We start from the raw sequence: 18,863 nt of genomic DNA on the forward strand, positions 1-18,863 counted from the left end.
TTTTTAGGGCAAAACAGTTGCTGTGTATCAATACTGTCTGCCTGTATTTTCAGGATTTTTCAGATCAACCCAAAAGATGTGAGTGGCTTCTTCGGGGTCCTTTTTACCATCATTATTTTCATCCAGCTGAGCAAAAACATACATAAAGTCATTCGCAGGGTCATATTCGGATTTGATCACAGAATAATTTTTAGGGACCAGTGGCCTGGAATTTTCAGCCTGAATGTCAAAATGATAAAATCTCCTCAGGTCTTTGACATTGATAAATCCGTCACCATTGGTATCCTGGTCATAGACCGAAACCATAAAATAGTTACGGTTGACAGGCTGGTAGTTGAGTGTATCCCGAGAGTAAGAGGGATAGTAGAGGGTCTTTATCAGGACTGGTTCTTTAAAGAAGGTTTTTCTTTGTTGTCTACCTATATCGTAATGGCTTATATTGACCATATTATACCCATAGACGGCTTCCAGACCGGGCATGAAGTTGTAGTGCCATTGATTTCCATTGGTTGTGCCCAGATGTGAATAGTTGGTGTGGTATTGATTGGAGCCGATGAAGGGTGTCTTATCCCTTTTGTCGTAGTTTACCTTATAAATAGTTGTAAGCCGATACTGTTGCAAACCTGTTAAGAGAACATTGCTCGGTTTTGTTTCCAGGGTCAGCGAGTCGCTGGCTATACCGTCAATCGTTTCCTTTTCAGCGTCCGTAGGAGGAGTACTCACTGAGAATCCTTTTTCCTCCAACCTGTTGCCTGTGCAAGCGGTCAAAAAACTAAGAGATACAATAAATGGGATCAGCTTGGTTAGTTTTTTCATATGCTACTCTGATAGAGATTGGTATCTGCTTTTTTCAAGTAATTAAAACTGCCTGTAGGTACCCCTGGCACCCACAGGCAGCATGAAGATTTATTGAATTCTTCTGATAAGACTTTTCTCCACAGAAAATCCTGTTATCTCGCCAACGAAAATATCACCGGCACTTGTTACTGTGATCCCTATCAAGTTCTCAAATTCGGCATCTGAACAGCTCCCGTTTACGGGTTCAAACGAGATGGTGTTGAACCCGGCTACCCTTGTCACAGCGCCAGTGGCAATATCAATCCGACGGACGAGGTTGACATCAGCCACAATCAGACTTTCTCCATCAAAATCGATCCCTGAGGGGTCATTGAATGAGCAATAGGCCCCAACACCATCTGCAGAGGAATAGTCATATGAACCGCCACCGACCAATGTGCCGACAGTAAAATCCGTAAGGTTGAGTGTTCGTATCAGTCCATTTCCACTGTCTGTGATGTAAAGAACTCCATCGACCTCTACCAGGTCGGTAGGATGACCGAATTCAGCGGATGCACCTGCCCCGTCGTTATATCCTGCATTTCCTGTGCCTGCTATGGTAGTGACTTCCTGCGTTTCAGGGTTGAATCGCTTGACCCGATGTGAATCACTTCCCTCAGTGAAATAGATCATCCCATCTGATCCTGTAGTGATCCCGTAAGGTATTCTGAGGATGGCATCAGTACCAATGCCGTCCTGTTGTCCGGTAGTCCCCGTTCCGGCTACTGTGGTTACCATGTTGGTAGATAAGTTGATCTGTCGGATGCAGTGATTCCATCCATCAGCCACATACAAATGCCCGTCCGTACCCATGGTAATGTCATAAGGGGAGTTAAATTTGGCTTCAGCCAATGTCCCATCTACATAGCCGTAGCCCTCTCCCGTCAGGGTAGTTACTTCACCGGTTTCTGTATCCATAGCACGAATCATTTCGTTGTTGGTGTCCGCAATATAGATCATGCTTCCTGCTGCTACCATCCCGGAAGGACTGTTAAATTTAGCGTCGGTGCCAGTGCCGTCCATGTGACCATCTGCACCACCGGCAAAGGTTGTTACATTGCATTCCAGGATTTCATAATCCTCAATGGTAGCATATAGCTTGCCATCATGTTCAAGATGGATTTTACCCGTGACCGAAGAATTAGGAGGGTATACTAACGCAAAACCGCCTTCCGGTTCCACTCTTGCTACATGGCCTGTAAATCGGCCGCTTTGGGTTTTAAAAGTGACCGAATAGTCGCTTTTGTCTCCGGTAAAATCAATACCTGTCAGGATGATCGAAGTTCCTAATGCACCGGCTCCAGGGTGAGCGCTAAGGCTTTCTTCAGGGATCAGTACTTCAAAGGAAGAGCTGCTTTTGCCGGGGACATCATTGTTGATGACTGTTACCGGACCTGTTGTGGCCCCCTCCGGGACGTTTACCCAGAGCCATTCCTCTTCACTGGAATGCCCGGTTCCATTAACAGATGCTGAAACCTGCGTGCTGTTAGAACCGGTAAAAAAGACCTCTGATGTATTTGCACTTCCGAGGTTATGCCCTATGATTTGTATCTGTGTCCCTACCTGGCCCGTTGCAGGTTCAAATCGTGTGATCTCAGGTACAGGGCCCAGCGGCGAATTGTTATCAGAATCACCACATGAGATGGAAAAGAGTAATAGGGTAGTCAGCACAATGCTGAAAAAGCTGGTTGAAATGACTTTTTTCACTGTTTTGGAATTTATGGTTGAAAGAATTGAATTAGATCGTCATGGTATTTTGCTAAGATTTATTTAAAAAAAATAAATAAATCGCTTGTATGCAATGATCTCGTTAGGTTTTAGTGCAGAGACATGTGATTTATCAGGTTAATCCGTACTTGTGCCCTGTGAGAGGAGTTTGGGATTTATAGGGTTTGCGAAAGCCGGAAAAATCAAGAATTTAACACTATTAGTAATATCATTAAAATGATAAGGAGTCCCATTATAAAAACAGCCCATTGGATGATTTCCGGGATTTTGAAATTGGTGAATGGAAGGCCTGTTTCTTTATACATTCTATCCGGACCTGTAGGTTTGTCCTGCATGAGCATGTCCTTTTGATGAACGGGTATAGATGGGGGCTTTTCCTCGTGGGGCTTTCTTTTTCTTCTCAGGATAAAATATACGATCACAAGCATAACACTTATGCCTATCAGAGTTATGGCTTCTATAGGTGTGACTCCAAAAAACACTGGCTCCGGACAGCATCGCAGAAGGGTCATAAATGCAAGTTACCAGCTTTCATCACCTTAGTCTTTCCAACCTTCCCTTACGTTTTACGATGTTTTTATAATCCCATTGAATCTCACGGGCTTTTTCTAACCACTGCTTTAGGTCAGAGGTGTTGACCTGATCTGCGTTGGTAAAACGAACCTCGGCTGCTTTAAACTTGCCTTCAGGCTGTAAACCGGACTCATCAAAAGACTGACCACTCCAAAACAGCAACCGAATGCAATCTTTTAACTTGCTGTAACCAACGATTGGGTTTCCATCCAGAAACCAGACAGGATGTCGGTGCCAGATCTTATTTTCTGCCTCAGGTAGGTTTTTGCTGATTTCCTGAACCAATACATTGCAAATGGCTTTGTCCCCTGTGGACTGAGAATCGTTATATGCTTTAATATCTTTATTCATCCGGAGCTTAATGAACGTGTATTATAACTCCCTTATCCTGATCTTCCTGAACCAGATGAAGCTGCCATGGTCCTGCAGGCCGATCAGACCGGTTTTAGCCTGGCCATAGTCGGGGTAGTCTTTCCATTTGCCGTTTTTCTTGTGTTCGTTCCAGTCTTCTGACCAGGGATCAAACTCCAAAAGCTTTTCACCATTTAGCCAATATTCGGTATTGTCTGCTGTAAATTTGATTCTGGTGGTATTCCATTCTCCGGCTTTTTTTACCAGGCCTTTCTTCCTTTCAGGGTCCGGTGAGTACATGCCATAGTCCGCTCCCACCTGCTGCCACTCTTCCAGCTTTTCGGGGAATCCGATATCATCAATCACCTGGTATTCGGGAGCATTTTCGTAGGGAGCCGCATATTGTTTGCCTTCCTGCACATGGTAGAAGACCCCACTGTTACCTCCTTCGCTGATCTTCCATTCGAGCGTCAGTTCAAACTCGCCAAACTCCCGGTCCCCGTATACAATATCTCCTCCAAGGTCACCACCCTGACCGAGGGATTTCAAAGTACCGTCTTCGATCACCCAGTTATCCGGAAGACTGTCACCATTAAAAGCTCGCCATCCATCCAGGCTTTCACCGTCAAACAGGTAGATCCACTGCTCTGTGACTGCAGTTGAGTCTTCCATGGCTGTTGCAGTTGAGTTTTCTGTGGATTTATTCCCCTGACTATTGCATCCGGCCAGGATCACACAGATTCCGATTAATTTTCCAAGTTTAGTCGTCATGAGATATGGAAGTTATTAGACAATTTTCATTTTTACAGGGTCCCAGGAGATGAAGCGGTTTTTAAAGTAGCTTTCATTACAAAGCAGGGCTGGTGCCGCAGCTCTAAAGCCAAATACAGGGTCTTCGACTACCTGACCACCGTTTCGGATGGCGTTGAGGAGATTGCCATGGTGGTCATAGTGGGCTCCTTTGTAACCTTCCTCCACACGATACACCATTTCCCGGGGAGGCAAGATCTGCTTACGGTCAGTGAGCGCTTCACCGCTTTCGGCCTGCTTGGCCTTTGCAAAGGGATCATCCGTAGACCATTCGTTTCGCTTCAGGGTCACATCATTCCATGTCACATCCATGGAGCCTTTACTGCCTACAATGCGAAGGTAAGTGGTGCCGCTGGTCCCGTCCACAAAGTTGCAGCGGAGGGAAAGGTTAAAGCCCGGATGTGCCTCCGATTCCGGATATTGAAACATGCCCAGCAGGACATCCGGCACTTCCCGTCCGTCTTTCCAATAGCGTAATCCACCCATGGCGCTGACCATCTTTGGACCGATTGAGTTCGTAATGAAATGCAGACTTGAGAACAGGTGTACAAACAGGTCACCTGACATGCCTGTGCCGTAATCCAGGTAATTTCTCCACCGGAAAAAACGAAGCGGATCGAAGGGACGTTTGGTTGTATTAGCAATGAACCGGTCCCAGGCCACAGTCTTTTCGCTGGCATCCTCAGGGATCCGGTACTGCCAGGCACCAATAGGCGAATGGCGGGCCCAGAAGCCTTCTGCATAGTTGATGTCTCCTATAGCCCCTTCTGCCAGAAGTTCACGGGCTTTTTCATTGCCAAGTGACGACAAGCCCTGGCTTCCGACCATAAAGAGCTTCCCGGATTTTTTCCAGGCGGAGATGAGTTCATGCCCCTGCTGCACGGAATGGACCATAGGTTTTTCACAATAAACGTGTTTGCCGGCATTGAGAGCATCAATAGCTATCTGCAGGTGCCAATGATCTGGTGTGGCAATGATCACGGCATCAATATCTTTCCTTTTGAGGACTTCCTTATGGTCATTCGTGGTGAATACATCCGTGTCCAGAAATTCTTTAGCAGCCTGTAGACGGCCCTGGTAGAGATCACATACGGCCGTTACCTGCACATCGTCATGCTGAAGTAACGTGCGAATATTCTCCATACCCATGCCACCGGCACCAATGAGACCATAGTTAATGACATCTCCGTTTACAGAATTTTCAGTGCGGCGGAGATAGGTAAATGCTTTTGGGTCACCCCCCAGTAGCCCGGTACCGGTGATGGCAGCTGCTCCGGTCAGACCCAGCTTTTTTATGAAAATTCTTCTGTTATCTTTTTTCATGAGGTATAGGTTGGGCTTGAAAATGTTGGTTTGACTTTTAATCTAAGAAAAAAATTCAAGATTTCACAGGCGATATGCATCCCATGTTTCCGGGCTCGTGGGGGAGCCCTTTTGGTGAAAACAACAGCAGGGGGAGTAATGGCTTTGGACTGAGAATGGTTATACAAAAGCAGATAGTCCGAAACCTATACCTGGACCATAATCTATTTTAGAGAATGGATTATCAGTTGATTCTTCAGTGAAATAGGGGTTGCCGGAGACAAAGGTGGCCTCTAGTCGCTCCTGGTAATCGTTATGGATAGAATAGTTTAAAAAAGCTCCGATATGAAACGTTGGACGAAGCTTTCCGGTTGGTCCTTCATATCGTAAGTAAGCTGAATTGTTAATGGTCTGTCGAGTGATGCTGTAATGGTGATCATATCTAACCCCAAGATAGGCTTCTGTGTAGTTGCTGGTTGCTTTGCTCCTGATTCGTTTATAGCTAAGTTCATATTGCAGGTATAACCTTTCATTGACGAACGGAAGATTCATCTTGTAGAATAATCCGAGACTTGGATAGATAGAGGTTTCCGATTGATAATTGTTAAGATATTGGTACTCATCGGATGTGCCGTTAATCTCAAATGAAGTCAATACAGTTACACCGGTCAGGAATCCAAGCCGATTAATTCGGGAGGGTAATGCCTTTTGATAAATGATACATTCCTTATCCGGACAGACTTCCTGATGGTAGTCTTCTGTGATTTTTATGAGTGATTTATGGTTGAGCTTGACATTTTCCGCTTTCCGAAAGGCGGTAGGACTGGCCTGGAAGGCGTATTTCAAGACCCCAATGTATTTTTTTAACTTTTCTACGTATCGTTTATTATTTCTGTAGATAACCTCTTCCTCAATTTTTAGCTCATTTAGCTTTCCATTGCCAGTATCTACAAAATAGTATTCTCCATCTTGATCACGGTAGTAATAAATATCTATCTCGCCATTTACAAGGTACTCCAGAAATAACATTTCCTCTGAGTTTTCAGATTTTATGGTCTTAGATATGTAATATTTTCCATTGATAAACCTATACCCATTAATGTCTGTAGGTGCAAATACCCTACTACTACTGGTGCTGTCTTTTTTAAATACACACCGTTTGGCATTGGAACTATTGCCTCGATAGTTTATTAGGCCTTGGACTGTGTCATTACTGTTTGTGATAATAAAAGCGTCTCTAAAGTCAGATTGGGCATGAGTCTGAAAAGCAATCAGGTGGAGTATGATTAGAAAGAATAAAAATTTGGGCAATCTCATTCGGTTATTTATCAGATTCATGCTTTATAGTTGCAAATATGCCTTACAGGATCATACTTAGGAGTCGCATCTTTTTTTTCACCGTTTCTTCGGTTGGGAGTAGTTTAAGAAAAAAAACGTAAGTTATTAACAGAATAAAGTCAAGCTTTTCCACTTAACATTTTCCTCACCAATCTACTTAAGCTCCATTGATTTTTTTGCAAGTAATGTTCTGAAAAATGGGGAAGGGGTCTCTTGAAATTCGTGAAGACAAGCTGGAATACAACCTTTAGGTTGCTGGAGAAAAACACCAAGGGATTTTTCTAAACACCGCTTTAGGTTAGTAGTGTTGCCCTGACCTACAGCAGTATAACGAAGCTCGCTAGCTTTTGTAATAGTGATCTGCAAGCTTTGAAGTTAGCGGTTGGCTTGCTTTACTGTCAGCGGCTATGACTTTTTCAACTCATTAAAGATCACTTCTCCGTTTATTTCCACTTTAGATACATGTTTGGTTTGACCATTCCAATCTAAAGGAGTCCAGTATTTAGGGTATTTGAATGTGACTTCTTTGCCGATTAGTTTCTCCCTTAATTCATCTAATTCAAGGCCACTCTCCAGCCCTCTGTTTATGTAAAACACATGATTGGTGTTTGCTAAATGAAAGACTACATCCTTTTCTCCCGCTTCATGAATAGCTGAAACGGTCCCTTTTTCTGCCAGCGCTTTATCTTCTGTAACTCTTGGGACAGGCCTGCAAATAAGTATCACTGCAAGGAACATCAGGGCACTAAATCCGATCAGAATTTTCTTTATCATGACTTTTTTCGATTTGTTATTCTAAAAGTAACGGATTTACAGGTCAGATTCAAGTGTTACTGGTGGTTCCTGGCAAGGCCAATGTACCCTTATCCGGATTCCAATACCTCCAGTGCTTTTTTCGCATCTTTTTGATCTACAAAGATGTAGGATTACTTTTCAGGTGAAGTTTAATGTATTTATCAATGGATATTCTTTCAAATCCCATATTCTATTTAGCTTGTACAAACCGAGAGCGTGCCCTCCCGTCATTTTTTATACTGCGAAGTTTGCAATATTCTTCTAACTCATCCAAATCCACTACAACATCAACAACCTTAAATCCTTGCTCAATCAAACCTAGTCTGGTTTTTTTATAAGCTCTATGCCAATCATGCCAGGTGTCATGCATGCTTTCTCTGTCATCAATCGTATTGACGAATCGTTTCCAATCCTTTTTTTGATAATATGTGAGTTTTACTCCAAACATGTTTCGTATCACTGAGGGCATCCGGACAACCATTACATAATGAACATTCCGCATACAAGCGAAATAACGACCATCAATGCTTGCTAAAAATGCCTTGCGCACCAAAAATAACAGAATCCACTATACGAGTCAAAGAAAACCTTACTCGGTATACAGGACCTCACTCCGCTCGGAGATGCCGTTTTCATTAAAAGCTTCTACCTGGTAGTAATAGCCTGCATCGGTGTTTAGAGCTCTTAGCTCATAGTCAGGTTCGTCGTACATCAGCGCCGATAGGTTCAGCTTATCTTCTGCAATACCCCAGTAGATCACATAGCCCGTAGCATCGGGGACCGGCTCCCATGTGAGGTCCGCATTTCGGCGGTCATCCTGGCGGGTGACCTGGAAGCTGGCCGGAGTGACGGGAGGAGCCTCTTTCCCTTTCCCAAACACCCGTAACTCGGATATTGCCAGGTAGTTATTAGTGCAGTACACATGATCATAACGTATATAACGTGCCTCTACCGATTCCTGAAGCTCAATGTATCCATGGGGCATGTCTTGTTGATTTTTAGAGTAATCGGCAATCACTTCCCAGGTTTCACCATCCGGAGAACCACTGATCACAAATTGCTGTCTGAGGGTGTCCGGCCGCCCAAAGATCTTGCTACGGAAGTCCTGAAAATTGATCTGGATTGCCTTTACGTCCATCGGTTTTTCCAGGTCCACTTCTACGTAAATGCTATCATTGTTTGCTGAAGATACCCAGTAGGAACGGATCTCCTCATCGTTGATCTTTTCGATCTCAAATCCTTTTATCTGCTCCTGCATGTAGCCGCCTTCACTTTCGTCCACCACGTTGACATCTTCTTCCACCAGTGCGGAGTTGGTCTTCACGGGCTTTTGATAGGAGAGGAGCATCCATCCGGTGAAGCGGTTTTTATGGTTGTCTACTTTCGTGTCCGGCAGGTAGTGTGGGTAATCGCCATAAGCGGTATTCACGTACATCTGACCATCCGTCTCAAAGCCTGCCGGGTACATCCCGATCCGCCGCTCAAACTTATAATTGACAGAGATGGCCATGGTGGCGTAGTGCCAGTAGTTGCCATTGTTGTCCCGAACAGTGCTGCCATGTCCCGAACCTTTGAGAAAACCACCGGGCTTATAAGAGATGGGGTTATACGGTGCATATTCGAATGGTCCAAGTGGGTTGTCGCTGGTGTACACGCCATCGGCATATACATTCCACTGAGTGCCGGGAGCTCCATACTCCAGGTAGTAGGTATCGTTGTGTTTTACCATCCACGGTCCTTCAATAAAAGGCTTGATGTCCGAGCGGTGGTCCTGGCCAAAACGTTCCCAGCCGTGCTTATCCGGATCGAGGTTAAACAGTTCGGTTTGCTCTCCTACAGGTACAAAATAGTTGTCCGCATCCAGCTCTACTCCATGGATAGGCCATTTGTTGGAAGACTCTTCGTACAGGTATACTTTGCCATCGTCATCCACAAAAAGGCATGGGTCCTGCACACCTCGTGGTACATTAATCACAGCAAAGTTCGTTTTCCAGTCGCCGAGTTTAGGGTTATCCGTTTCGATAACCGCTCCCCGTCCGGAAGGATCGCCGAGGACAATGACCCTGTCTTTGTAAACCGCTGCAGCCGGGGCATTACAGCCATTGAAGTACCAGCTCTGAGGGCGGATAAACTCCCAGTTGCTCATATCGTCAGAAATCCAGTAGCCGTGTGATCGGGTGACGAACAGGTAATACTGCCCATTGTAATTGACAATAGCCGGATCTGCTCCTGATCGATAAGAAACGTCATTTCTCGCCCGGTAGTGCGACATGTAGGAGTAGTCAATGTCGATCGGGTTGCAGTAGGTTTCGAAATTCTTTTCCTTTTTGGCGGTGGGTTCTTCTGTTGCCGGTTGATCAGAAGTTGTACAGGAAATGAGGAGGATTGCGAGTATAAAAAACCAGATCCGTTTCATGGGGCATATTGTTTAGCTGATTTCTATGTGAAGGTAATAAATTGTGTTTGGAACCACTTATTTCCATACTTTCCAGAATTTCTACAGTCTTTGCGGCTACCTTACCTGACAAAAATCACCATGTTACAGGTTAGTTCTTGGTTTTAGAAAGCGTAACTTAAAAGTATCAAGATCAATAGAAAATGAAAAATCGCCTTTTTGAATACTTGCTGACCCTTACAGTGCTTATCGGTGGGATGTACGTCATGTCTCATTTAGGGGTTACCTATAAGTCGCATCATCCGGCACTCAACGAGGCTGCCGAAGAACCCGAAATATACCTGGGGAATGTGCGGCATTATTTGAAAGAAAGGATGGTCAACCGAAGCTTATATCACCTGGAAAATGCCATTAATAGTATTCGCAACGTAGAAGTAGACTTTGACACAGAAAGTCAGCAACAGGTAGAAGGTGCCATCACAAGGCTGACTAAAATTTATCATGAAATATTGAGCGATTCATTGATCACTGATGATATGAATGAGGCGTTTGAGTATACCCTGAATGCCTTAGCGGTGGCAGAACTGAGGGTGTCTGAACGCTATGCTGAAAGCAATAATTCGGACCTGGCCCGGGTGGCTCTGAAATATGCCTGTCTGCACCTGAAGAATGCAGCGGAATATGGTAGTTTATCCCATCAGGAATATGAAAGACATGTATATGCGGAGATTGATTCGCTTATCCAGTCTGAAAGCTTGCCTCCGGAGGTTATCCTGGCTAAAATAGATCACCTTATCCTGGAGATGGACCACCTTGTTGTCGGGAATTAGTTTTTTGTGCCATAAGCTTTCAGGTCATCATCCTATTCCGGTAATTTGACTTTTTGAAGTCTTCTACATTCATGGTGATTTTGAGAGCATTCTATGATAAAGTGGACATCTGGTAGTTTTTGAGTATTTTAAAAAAAGGACGCGTGATTCCTCACACGCCCCCCCCATCTAACCTAATTAACCGTTTCACCGTACCGGTTTAAGCTTTGATCAGTTTCCGGTCAATGGAAAACCGGCCACCACCCAAAACAAACAGGGACAGTGACATAGCGATCCATAGCAGAAAATACTCAAAGCCTTCGCCAGCCTGGTTGCCATACCAGTTCATAAAAAATCCATGCTGCATGTGGGAGGTCATGGCTATTCCCACAGCAAGTACCGTATAAGCAATAGCTAAAACTCGTGTCCCAAAGCCTGCGATAAGCGCAACTGCGCCGATAGATTCCAGCACAATGACCAGGAAACCGGTAACTCCCAGAAGACCTACTGTGTCTGTGAAATAATTCATCGTACCTGTAAATCCATATCCGCCAAACCATCCGAAAAGCTTTTGCGCTCCATGCGGAAATACCACTACACCCAACATGACCCTCAGGATGAGGGCTGTGACTGAGTTGTCTGTCTGAAATAGCCTCTCTTTCATCTCTTTTCGATTAAGCATTGTAGTAAAATTTCTCGTTGACGATCAAACCATCTTTCCATTCCTGCACAGATATCTGTGTGTAATTGCGAACACCCCATTCGCTATGAGTATAGTCATACTGCCATTCTACCATGGATACTCCTTCGCCTACGGTTACTTTCAGAGCTTTAGCTCCGCGAAACTCAGTGATCTTTGAGAAAAACGCTTCCTCTCTTTCCCGGTTGGCTGCCTTACCTACGGTCGGAGGGTTGTCGTTTTCCTGCATGATCACATCCTCATGATAATACTTCTCAAAAGCCTCCATGGCTTTTCCCTGAAGTACCAGGTCATTCAGGTCGCTGATCCTTTCTAATAAACTTGCCATAACGTGTCTCTTTTAAATTCGTTTAGGCAAAGTTCTGCGAGGCTAAGAAGCTATGCGACAAACCAGATTAATAAAGGAGGTTAAACCAGATTAACTTACTGTTGTTGGCTATTGATCATTAGCCGTTGTCTTTTTGACAGATTGCCTATTGCCACTGCCTACTGTCTACTGTCTACTGCCACTGCCACTACCTACTACCACTGCCACTGCCACTACCTACTGCCACTGCCACTACCCACTGTCACTACCTGCTGCTTACTTCTTACCGCCTATTGCTCCATAATCAGCTGGCTCCTGATCTTGCTCAGAAACTCTTTGGTGATACCCAGGTAAGAAGCGATCATATATTGAGGTACCCGTTGCTCTATCTGTGGATACTGTGCCCGAAACTGCAGGTACCTTTCTTTGGCCGGAAGGCTAAAGTTGCGGATGATCCTTTTTTCAGAAGCGACATAGGCTTTCTGAATAATAATCCGAAAAAATCGCTCAAGTTTAGGGATCCTGAGATAGAGTTCGTTCAGCTTATCGTAGGTAAACTGGATGACTTCCGTATCTTCCAGGCACTGCACGTTATAGTCAGCGGGAGTTTGCGAAAGAAAGCTCCCCAGGTCTGCGGTCCACCAGTTTTCTACAGCAAACATAACGATATGTTCCTGGCCCTCCTGGTCAAGGTAAAAAGTCTTCAGACATCCGCTTGCCACAAAGCTTTCATATCGGCATACGTCTCCTTGCTGGACTACATACTGGCCTTTGAGGTATTTGCGGTGCGAAATATTTTCCAGCAGTAATTGCTCTTCTTCTGTAGTGAGCGATACGTATTGACTGATATATGTAAGTAGTGGTTGCCCTTTCAAAGTGTTGAAAAAATGATACTGATGACTAAAACTACGTTTTTTGAAGGGGTTGGGTTGAAAAAGTAATAAATCACCCCGAAAGTCAACTTTTCGAGGTGATCAGGTTTTTAGGATTTAAAAGTAATATCCAGTTCTACCGGAACTGCTTTCAAAGCTTTGGATACCGGGCAACCAACTTTTGCTGCATTGGCAATCTCCTTAAACTTATCCTCGGTAATGCCCGGGACTTTTCCGGTGAGGTCCAGCTTGATCCCGGTGATCTCAAAACCTCCATCCACCGGATCGATGGATACAGTGGCTGTAGTGTCCAGGCTCTCAGCAGTATATCCGGCTTTCTCCAGCTCTACACTTAGCGCCATGCTGAAACACCCGGCATGAGCAGCACCGATCAGCTCTTCCGGATTGGTTCCTGCCTTACCATCTTCATCTTTAAATCGCTCTTTCAGCGTGTATGGAGTCTTATTTAAGACCGTGCTTGGCGTAGTGAGTATTCCTTTTCCTGATTTTCCGCCTTTCCATGAGGCTTCGGCTTTACGTTTCATATAATATTAGGGTTTTAGGTTTCTATTAGTAAAAATACTGCTAATACCTGTGATCAGCTAAGTATCATAACATTATAAGGGGGGACAGTTGTTTGCTTTTGCTAAACTTCTTTAGGTTATGTAAGCCGAATGGTTTTTTTGATAAGCACATTATCATCCAGTAAGAGTGAGAGGTGCCAGTCGCCTTTTTTGTCGCTCACAGGTTCCCACACCGTGTCACCCAGGAAAAAATGAAAGGGGTTGTGTTTAACCCGAAAGGTTCCATGGAAAGGGGGCTCCACATTTCCCTCAGAATCTGTGAACGGTGGATGTTCAATTAAAAAATCAAGGTATCTGCCTTTAGCCTTTCGGATTTCCACGATCATCCCAAACTCCACGCCGATCCTGGCCTCTACTTCGGTGGTAAGCTCTTCAAAATGAGGCAGAGCACTGCTTTCACGATCCCACTCGCTGTATAAACCGTAGTTAAGGATCTCTATCTCAACGGGACGATTATTCTTCTTTTTCATTTGCCTCGCAAAAGTATGAAATATGACCTTTCATTCGTATAAATGTTGGCTTTTCGACTGATTGAGATCATAGGAATATGGTAGGTTATAATTTAACTTATATACCATAATCAAATGGTTGAGGTGATGAAACACTTTAATGGGGAGTCGTTGCTTTTCATCTTTCTGATGGTCGTGGTTACGCCCATGGCATTTTTGTTAATGCCGGCATTTGCAGTTCTTGTTATCATTGGAGCGATCGTTACACTTATTGTGTCCTTGCGTAAGCACCACGGTACTCCGTCATAAGCTGCAAAATGGACGACCGGACAGTGAAAGATTTGTGACCTGATAGGATTGGGAGGAGAAGTTACAACTTGTTACTTTCCAGTCTCCGGCCTGATCCAGCCCAGGTGCGTGTGCAAAAAACTGTCAGCATATTTGAGCCCGTACCCAAAGACACGATCCATGCTTGCATGTCCGAAAAGGATGATGCCGGCCAGTTCAGTCCAGGCCGAGCCTGAATAGATACCTGCTGCATAAATAACGACAGCTATTCCTTTGTGATGAAAAATATTGTAGAGGATTGCACCGGCCTTATTCCCAAACAGGTACCCGACCATGCCGATATCCGGAGCAAGGAGCAATACCAGGTACCACCACCAGGCAAAGTCGGTTTGAGAAAAGAGAACTATGGACAAAGCCCACATACCGGCTTCTTCAATTTTTAGTAAGTTTTTCATGACCGGAAGTTATGAAAGGTGAGGGAAAACAGTTCTGCCATTTTTAAAGATAATCTGTTTTAAAGCAGGTTTTGACGAATAAATGTAGGTACATTGTTGCCTTTTGTTTCATCAAGTCATATATTTCAGATTCACCACTGCCTAATGTTAAATATGAACCTGCCAAAGAAATTTTGGGGTGAGCTGATACTTAGCCTCTTCAGCTTAGTAGTCCTTATTGTGCCATTTAAGACTGTGTCTTTTAGTTTACAACTGTATCAACAATCGGACACTGCCAAAATTTTTCGTGAGATTCGCCAGCTTGAAGATGGTATCCTGGAAGGTAAAATCCAAATTGATTCAGCATCCAGAGCGTACAATGCATTTGCAAAAAATTTTTTTGATAATAATTACTTCGAAGAAGCCCGGACATACATAAAACGATCCAATCGGTATGCCAGCCAAAATCAGGATACGCTTCTCATTATGGCTAACCACCTGATGATTGCCCGATTGATGATGGATGAGGATGATCGGGCAGGAGCAATCAAACTGCTGGATGGGCTGTACAGGCGATTCGAAAAGATGCAGGACTCATCCAATATGTTGGTCACCTTGCGCATGCTGGGAAATAATTACGATTATCTGGGGGATCATAAAATCGCTCTGGAGTATTATGAGCAATGTGTGGAGATGGCCAGGGCTCTGGATGACGATGTGTTGCTTTCCAGGGTATATGGTAACATAGCCGGTGTATATTGTGAAGAGGGAGACTATGAAAAATCCATAAAGGTGTATGAGCAGGCTCTGCCCATTGCTCAGGCCTCAGGCAGTCATAATTCGCTCTTCAATATCTACCAGGGCCTGGGCATTGTGTACCAGGATGTGGAGCTATATGAGGAGGCGCGAAAAAATCTGCTGGCATGTCTGAAGGTCGCGTTGGATCATGCAGATGTTCGGCTGGAAGGATTCGCTTTACAGAGCTTTGGATTTTTCCATTTGGACCTGGGAGAACTTGATTCAGCTGAGAGCTATATGAATCGTACCAAAAAGATAGCAGAGCAGATCAACAGCGCTCAGCTTTACTACAATGCCCTGGAGGTTTTGCAGGAAGTGTACTATAAGACCGGACGCTATCAGCAGGCATATGATTATTTCAAAGAGCTTACTGCAGGAAATGACTCCCTTTACAACTTACAGAATACCCGTTTGATCGAGTCGATCAAGTCTAAGTATCAGAGTGAACGTAACGAACGGGAACTTGCTGAGAAGAATCTCTTACTGGCTGAAGCAGAATACAACCTGAGTCAGAAGTCATTTTATCAGGTGGGCCTTATCGTTATTTTAATATCTATGCTGCTCATTACGTTTCTGCTCTATCGAGCTTATACGTTACGTAGAAAAAGAAATAAGATGCTCAGAGCCAGAAATGTAGAAGTAGAGGCACACAATCAGCAGATCAGAGCGCTCCATGATACCAAGAGCAGGTGGTTTGTCAATGTGGCTCATGAGCTGAGGACACCGCTGACTTTAATCAAGGGACCGATAAAACGGATCAGAAATAGAAAAGACCTTGCTGATGATGTAAAGCAGGACCTGGACATAGTCAATCGCAATACGGATCGCCTGGTTACTATCGTCAATGAAATACTGGATCTCTCGAAAATGGAGGAGGGGCAGATGCCTTTGAAAAAGCGTGTAACCAATGTTCGTGAGTTGATAGCACAGGCAGTGGGATCGTTTGAGCCTACAGCTGAGAACCTGGGGGTTTTGCTGAGCAATGAGGTGTCGCAGCAGCTTTATATGAATGTTGATGCTGATAAGCTCTCGAAGCTGTTTATCAACCTCATTTCAAATGCCCTTAAGCATACGCCAAGAGGAGGTCTGATCAAGGTATACATGTGTGTTCGGGATGAAGTGGAAATAGCTTTTTCAGATACGGGTAGCGGTATTAGAAAGGAAGACTTGCCGTTTATTTTTGACCGGTTTTTTCAAAGTGAAAACACAGATGGAGGTGCAAAAGGAGGGACGGGGATTGGTCTGGCGCTGTCCAAAGAGATCGTGGAGATGCATGATGGGCGGATTGAAGTAGAAAGTCTGGAAGGGAAGGGGAGTACATTTAAAGTAAAATTACCAGCAGAATTGATTGCTGCATCGCCTGTCACCAGGATGAAAAGTGCCAACTCAGGCCCAGATAAGAAGCTAACTCCTTTGGCTGACCAGCTAGCTGAAAAACCAACACTTCTCATGGTGGAAGACAATCAGGACATGCGAAAGTTTGTCAGGTCACTGTTAGGTGAGGATTTTACCATACATGAAGCTAAGAATGGTATAGAAGGACTGGAGCAGCTGGAGACACAGGACGTAAATATTATCCTTTCTGATGTGATGATGCCCGAGATGGACGGCACCTCATTTTTGAAAGTAGTAAAGTCCAGTGAACGGTGGAAGAACCTGCCATTTGTTCATTTATCAGCCTTAAACGACCCGGGCATTCGGAAAGACTCTTTTCAAATAGGTATAGATGACTACCTGCATAAGCCGTTTGATCCTGAGGAGCTGGTAGTACGTGTGCGAAACCTTTATCGCAACTATCTCAACCGAATGGGCGAGGAAGCTGAAGAGGAAGAGGTGGTTATTTCATCAGACACTAAAATTGTGAATAAGCTTAGAGAGGAAGTTCTCGTAAATCTGGACGATAGCAACTTCAATGTCTGGAGGCTGGCAGATTGTGCTGCTATGAGTGAACGCCAGATCTACCGGTTCCTTAAAAAACATACCGGACTGACTCCACACCAGTTTATACAGGAGATCAAGCTGACCAAAGCCATGGAAATGATCCATCAGAAAATTTTTCATAATGTAACTCAGCTTTCATCGGCTGTAGGTTTTCAGCAACCGGCTTACTTTTCCACTGTGTTTGAGAAGCGCTTTGGCCGCAAGCCCACATCTCTCATGAAGTCTTAGCAGGAAGTACTTCTCCTTCTTTCAATACCTTCAATGCTTCTTTTTTGTAGGTCCTGCTTATGGGTATACGTTCGTTGCCTACCTGCACTGTTTCCATGTTAAAAGACTCTACATGGAGCTTATTAACGATGAATGACCTGTGGACCCTGATGAAGGATTTGGGAAGCAGGTCAGCAAAGCTGCTGATTTTTTCTTTGGTAATGATCGAGTTATCGGATGTGTGGACTTTCACATAATCAGCAAGGCTTTCCAGGTAAAGAATGTCTTGCAATAAAAGCGGGTGATTTTTTCGGTCAGCACGTATGATGATCTGCTCCTGCTGCTCTTTCTTTTGCTCCTCACGTAGGCTGGTGATCTGTTTTTCATTTTTTTGATAACGCTTGATCAGGAGTATGAATCCATTGATGAAAACAATCAGGTAGAGGGTGATGGTCAGAACCATCAGGTTGGTGGTGTATGGGTTCAGGTTCTGGTATTTATAGTTGGCGAGGAGGATGAGAGCCAATAGCAGCGCAATCATTTCCAGGTACAGGGAGAAGATCAGGGTATACGTCAGGTACAGGCCAAATTTGAAGTACCTTTTGGTCAGCAGATACTTTGGGACGAGGTAGTAATTAAAGAAGTAGGATGTACCCATTGCAGCTGGCAATAGGAATGTGACAAAAAGAAAAGATTTGACGTAATCCCGGTCTGGCTGTCCAAACGTAAACGTAAGAAAAGCGGTGACTATCACCCAAAAAAGAATATGCCTTCCTGTGCGCATTTGATCGACTGGTTTAGTCCGAAATTCGGCATTTTTGATGAAAGAGAAAGCTTTTGTCGATGAAATACAGGTTTGCGAAGGTATATTGCCTTGCGTCACGACCGGGTGTCCCCATAGCTTTGGACCCATGATTGTTTCACTAAATATGGAGAATTATGTTTGATTTATTTGTAATGGGTGGCCCATTGTTTATGAGTGTCGTGACAATAGGATTGATACTGGTTTTAGTTACCGCCGTGAGGGGGTCCATGCTGGTATTTGGTTCCGAAGAGCATGCGGCAGATTATGTTAAAGACCAGCTGAAACTTATCAAATCCGCGGGGCTTTTCGCCGCAGTCTGTGGAGTACTTGGACAGATGATCGGTTTGTTTTCAGCTTTTAAAGCCATTGAGCAGGTGGGGAGCGTTTCTCCGGCCATGCTTGCGGGCGGACTTAAGGTTTCTTCGATCACCACTCTTTATGGGCTGATTGTATATGCATTAGCACTGGCGATCTGGCTGGTACTGAGTGGAGTGATGAAAAAGGCCGACACATAGGTGTAGTTGGTTAGTTTCAGGAATT

Annotated in this window: 20 protein-coding genes; 3 read left to right on the forward strand and 17 right to left on the reverse strand. The window is 44.4% G+C overall.

The genetic code is table 11. The features are described from left to right. Nucleotides 1–27 precede the first annotated feature (27 nt). The 10 genes from AC3E9V_RS05960 to AC3E9V_RS06005 all read right to left on the reverse strand — a co-directional run bounded on the left by AC3E9V_RS05960 (nucleotide 28) and on the right by AC3E9V_RS06005 (nucleotide 10,150). Nucleotides 28–816: an EF-hand domain-containing protein gene (locus tag AC3E9V_RS05960; RefSeq protein ID WP_488752276.1), complete on the reverse strand. Its 789-nt coding sequence runs from the start codon at nucleotides 814–816 to the stop codon at nucleotides 28–30. Between the two features lie 90 nt (nucleotides 817–906). Then, nucleotides 907–2,544 carry an IPT/TIG domain-containing protein gene (locus AC3E9V_RS05965; RefSeq protein ID WP_488752277.1) on the reverse strand — a complete coding sequence of 546 codons (1,638 nt, stop codon included), beginning with the start codon at nucleotides 2,542–2,544 and terminating at the stop codon, nucleotides 907–909. Between the two features lie 203 nt (nucleotides 2,545–2,747). Then, nucleotides 2,748–3,077 carry a hypothetical protein gene (locus AC3E9V_RS05970; RefSeq protein WP_488752278.1) on the reverse strand — a complete coding sequence of 110 codons (330 nt, stop codon included), beginning with the start codon at nucleotides 3,075–3,077 and terminating at the stop codon, nucleotides 2,748–2,750. A 22-nt stretch (nucleotides 3,078–3,099) separates the two neighbouring features. Continuing rightward, nucleotides 3,100–3,489: a DUF1801 domain-containing protein gene (locus tag AC3E9V_RS05975; protein ID WP_488752279.1), complete on the reverse strand. Its 390-nt coding sequence runs from the start codon at nucleotides 3,487–3,489 to the stop codon at nucleotides 3,100–3,102. 21 nt (nucleotides 3,490–3,510) lie between these two features. Further along, entirely contained in the window at nucleotides 3,511–4,260 is a 750-nt protein-coding gene (locus AC3E9V_RS05980; protein ID WP_488752280.1) for a 3-keto-disaccharide hydrolase, read from the reverse strand. Nucleotides 4,261–4,275: 15 nt separating this feature from the next. Then, nucleotides 4,276–5,622, reverse strand: a complete 1,347-nt coding sequence (locus AC3E9V_RS05985) for a Gfo/Idh/MocA family protein (RefSeq protein WP_488752281.1) — start codon at nucleotides 5,620–5,622, stop codon at nucleotides 4,276–4,278. A 159-nt stretch (nucleotides 5,623–5,781) separates the two neighbouring features. Then, a complete protein-coding gene (locus tag AC3E9V_RS05990; protein ID WP_488752282.1) occupies nucleotides 5,782–6,918 on the reverse strand; it encodes a hypothetical protein in 1,137 nt (378 codons plus the stop codon). Nucleotides 6,919–7,344: 426 nt separating this feature from the next. Beyond that, nucleotides 7,345–7,713 (reverse strand): hypothetical protein, encoded by a 369-nt coding sequence (locus tag AC3E9V_RS05995; protein WP_488752283.1) that lies wholly within the window; start codon nucleotides 7,711–7,713, stop codon nucleotides 7,345–7,347. Nucleotides 7,714–7,924: 211 nt separating this feature from the next. Continuing rightward, nucleotides 7,925–8,182 carry a hypothetical protein gene (locus AC3E9V_RS06000; RefSeq protein WP_488752284.1) on the reverse strand — a complete coding sequence of 86 codons (258 nt, stop codon included), beginning with the start codon at nucleotides 8,180–8,182 and terminating at the stop codon, nucleotides 7,925–7,927. Between the two features lie 141 nt (nucleotides 8,183–8,323). After that, complete coding sequence (locus AC3E9V_RS06005; protein WP_488752285.1) at nucleotides 8,324–10,150, reverse strand: family 43 glycosylhydrolase; 1,827 nt, start codon at nucleotides 10,148–10,150, stop codon at nucleotides 8,324–8,326. 182 nt (nucleotides 10,151–10,332) lie between these two features. Here AC3E9V_RS06005 and AC3E9V_RS06010 point away from each other — a divergent pair, with 182 nt between their 5' ends. Continuing rightward, nucleotides 10,333–10,959 carry a hypothetical protein gene (locus AC3E9V_RS06010; RefSeq protein ID WP_488752286.1) on the forward strand — a complete coding sequence of 209 codons (627 nt, stop codon included), beginning with the start codon at nucleotides 10,333–10,335 and terminating at the stop codon, nucleotides 10,957–10,959. A gap of 199 nt (nucleotides 10,960–11,158) precedes the next feature. Here AC3E9V_RS06010 and AC3E9V_RS06015 read toward each other — a convergent pair whose 3' ends face one another. From AC3E9V_RS06015 to AC3E9V_RS06040, 6 genes are all read right to left on the reverse strand, one after another. Then, on the reverse strand, nucleotides 11,159–11,620 hold the full coding sequence (locus AC3E9V_RS06015) for a DoxX family protein (protein WP_488752287.1): 462 nt from the start codon (nucleotides 11,618–11,620) through the stop codon (nucleotides 11,159–11,161). Then, nucleotides 11,613–11,966, reverse strand: coding sequence for a SnoaL-like domain-containing protein (locus AC3E9V_RS06020; protein WP_488752288.1), 354 nt, complete (start codon nucleotides 11,964–11,966; stop codon nucleotides 11,613–11,615). Before AC3E9V_RS06020 ends, AC3E9V_RS06015 begins: the two co-directional genes overlap by 8 nt. Before the next feature lie 269 nt (nucleotides 11,967–12,235). Continuing rightward, nucleotides 12,236–12,820, reverse strand: a complete 585-nt coding sequence (locus AC3E9V_RS06025) for a Crp/Fnr family transcriptional regulator (RefSeq protein WP_488752289.1) — start codon at nucleotides 12,818–12,820, stop codon at nucleotides 12,236–12,238. Between the two features lie 107 nt (nucleotides 12,821–12,927). Next, nucleotides 12,928–13,362, reverse strand: a complete 435-nt coding sequence (locus tag AC3E9V_RS06030; protein ID WP_488752290.1) for an OsmC family protein — start codon at nucleotides 13,360–13,362, stop codon at nucleotides 12,928–12,930. 116 nt (nucleotides 13,363–13,478) lie between these two features. Next, on the reverse strand, nucleotides 13,479–13,871 hold the full coding sequence (locus tag AC3E9V_RS06035; RefSeq protein WP_488752291.1) for a DUF3859 domain-containing protein: 393 nt from the start codon (nucleotides 13,869–13,871) through the stop codon (nucleotides 13,479–13,481). A 359-nt stretch (nucleotides 13,872–14,230) separates the two neighbouring features. Continuing rightward, complete coding sequence (locus tag AC3E9V_RS06040) at nucleotides 14,231–14,593, reverse strand: DUF4260 domain-containing protein (protein ID WP_488752292.1); 363 nt, start codon at nucleotides 14,591–14,593, stop codon at nucleotides 14,231–14,233. 153 nt (nucleotides 14,594–14,746) lie between these two features. Between AC3E9V_RS06040 and AC3E9V_RS06045 the strand changes: the two genes are divergently transcribed. Then, nucleotides 14,747–17,539: an ATP-binding protein gene (locus AC3E9V_RS06045; RefSeq protein ID WP_488752293.1), complete on the forward strand. Its 2,793-nt coding sequence runs from the start codon at nucleotides 14,747–14,749 to the stop codon at nucleotides 17,537–17,539. On the opposite strand, the gene AC3E9V_RS06050 is transcribed toward AC3E9V_RS06045, so the two are convergent. Beyond that, entirely contained in the window at nucleotides 17,526–18,302 is a 777-nt protein-coding gene (locus AC3E9V_RS06050) for a LytR/AlgR family response regulator transcription factor (protein ID WP_488752294.1), read from the reverse strand. The genes AC3E9V_RS06045 and AC3E9V_RS06050 overlap by 14 nt on opposite strands. A 155-nt stretch (nucleotides 18,303–18,457) precedes the next feature. Here AC3E9V_RS06050 and AC3E9V_RS06055 point away from each other — a divergent pair, with 155 nt between their 5' ends. Continuing rightward, nucleotides 18,458–18,838 carry a MotA/TolQ/ExbB proton channel family protein gene (locus tag AC3E9V_RS06055; protein WP_488752295.1) on the forward strand — a complete coding sequence of 127 codons (381 nt, stop codon included), beginning with the start codon at nucleotides 18,458–18,460 and terminating at the stop codon, nucleotides 18,836–18,838. Nucleotides 18,839–18,863 lie beyond the last annotated feature (25 nt).

Source organism: Marinoscillum sp. HNIBRBA16962 (assembly GCF_057801515.1).

Coding starts and splice junctions, on each gene's coding strand:
- AC3E9V_RS05960 (WP_488752276.1), bottom strand. CDS start 816: ATGAAAAAACTAACCAAGCTGATCCCATTTATTGTATCTCTTAGTTTT.
- AC3E9V_RS05970 (WP_488752278.1), bottom strand. CDS start 3,077: ATGACCCTTCTGCGATGCTGTCCGGAGCCAGTGTTTTTTGGAGTCACA.
- AC3E9V_RS05975 (WP_488752279.1), bottom strand. CDS start 3,489: ATGAATAAAGATATTAAAGCATATAACGATTCTCAGTCCACAGGGGAC.
- AC3E9V_RS05980 (WP_488752280.1), bottom strand. CDS start 4,260: ATGACGACTAAACTTGGAAAATTAATCGGAATCTGTGTGATCCTGGCC.
- AC3E9V_RS05985 (WP_488752281.1), bottom strand. CDS start 5,622: ATGAAAAAAGATAACAGAAGAATTTTCATAAAAAAGCTGGGTCTGACC.
- AC3E9V_RS05990 (WP_488752282.1), bottom strand. CDS start 6,918: ATGAGATTGCCCAAATTTTTATTCTTTCTAATCATACTCCACCTGATT.
- AC3E9V_RS05995 (WP_488752283.1), bottom strand. CDS start 7,713: ATGATAAAGAAAATTCTGATCGGATTTAGTGCCCTGATGTTCCTTGCA.
- AC3E9V_RS06000 (WP_488752284.1), bottom strand. CDS start 8,182: ATGTTTGGAGTAAAACTCACATATTATCAAAAAAAGGATTGGAAACGA.
- AC3E9V_RS06005 (WP_488752285.1), bottom strand. CDS start 10,150: ATGAAACGGATCTGGTTTTTTATACTCGCAATCCTCCTCATTTCCTGT.
- AC3E9V_RS06010 (WP_488752286.1), top strand. CDS start 10,333: ATGAAAAATCGCCTTTTTGAATACTTGCTGACCCTTACAGTGCTTATC.
- AC3E9V_RS06015 (WP_488752287.1), bottom strand. CDS start 11,620: ATGCTTAATCGAAAAGAGATGAAAGAGAGGCTATTTCAGACAGACAAC.
- AC3E9V_RS06020 (WP_488752288.1), bottom strand. CDS start 11,966: ATGGCAAGTTTATTAGAAAGGATCAGCGACCTGAATGACCTGGTACTT.
- AC3E9V_RS06030 (WP_488752290.1), bottom strand. CDS start 13,362: ATGAAACGTAAAGCCGAAGCCTCATGGAAAGGCGGAAAATCAGGAAAA.
- AC3E9V_RS06035 (WP_488752291.1), bottom strand. CDS start 13,871: ATGAAAAAGAAGAATAATCGTCCCGTTGAGATAGAGATCCTTAACTAC.
- AC3E9V_RS06040 (WP_488752292.1), bottom strand. CDS start 14,593: ATGAAAAACTTACTAAAAATTGAAGAAGCCGGTATGTGGGCTTTGTCC.
- AC3E9V_RS06045 (WP_488752293.1), top strand. CDS start 14,747: ATGAACCTGCCAAAGAAATTTTGGGGTGAGCTGATACTTAGCCTCTTC.
- AC3E9V_RS06050 (WP_488752294.1), bottom strand. CDS start 18,302: ATGCGCACAGGAAGGCATATTCTTTTTTGGGTGATAGTCACCGCTTTT.
- AC3E9V_RS06055 (WP_488752295.1), top strand. CDS start 18,458: ATGTTTGATTTATTTGTAATGGGTGGCCCATTGTTTATGAGTGTCGTG.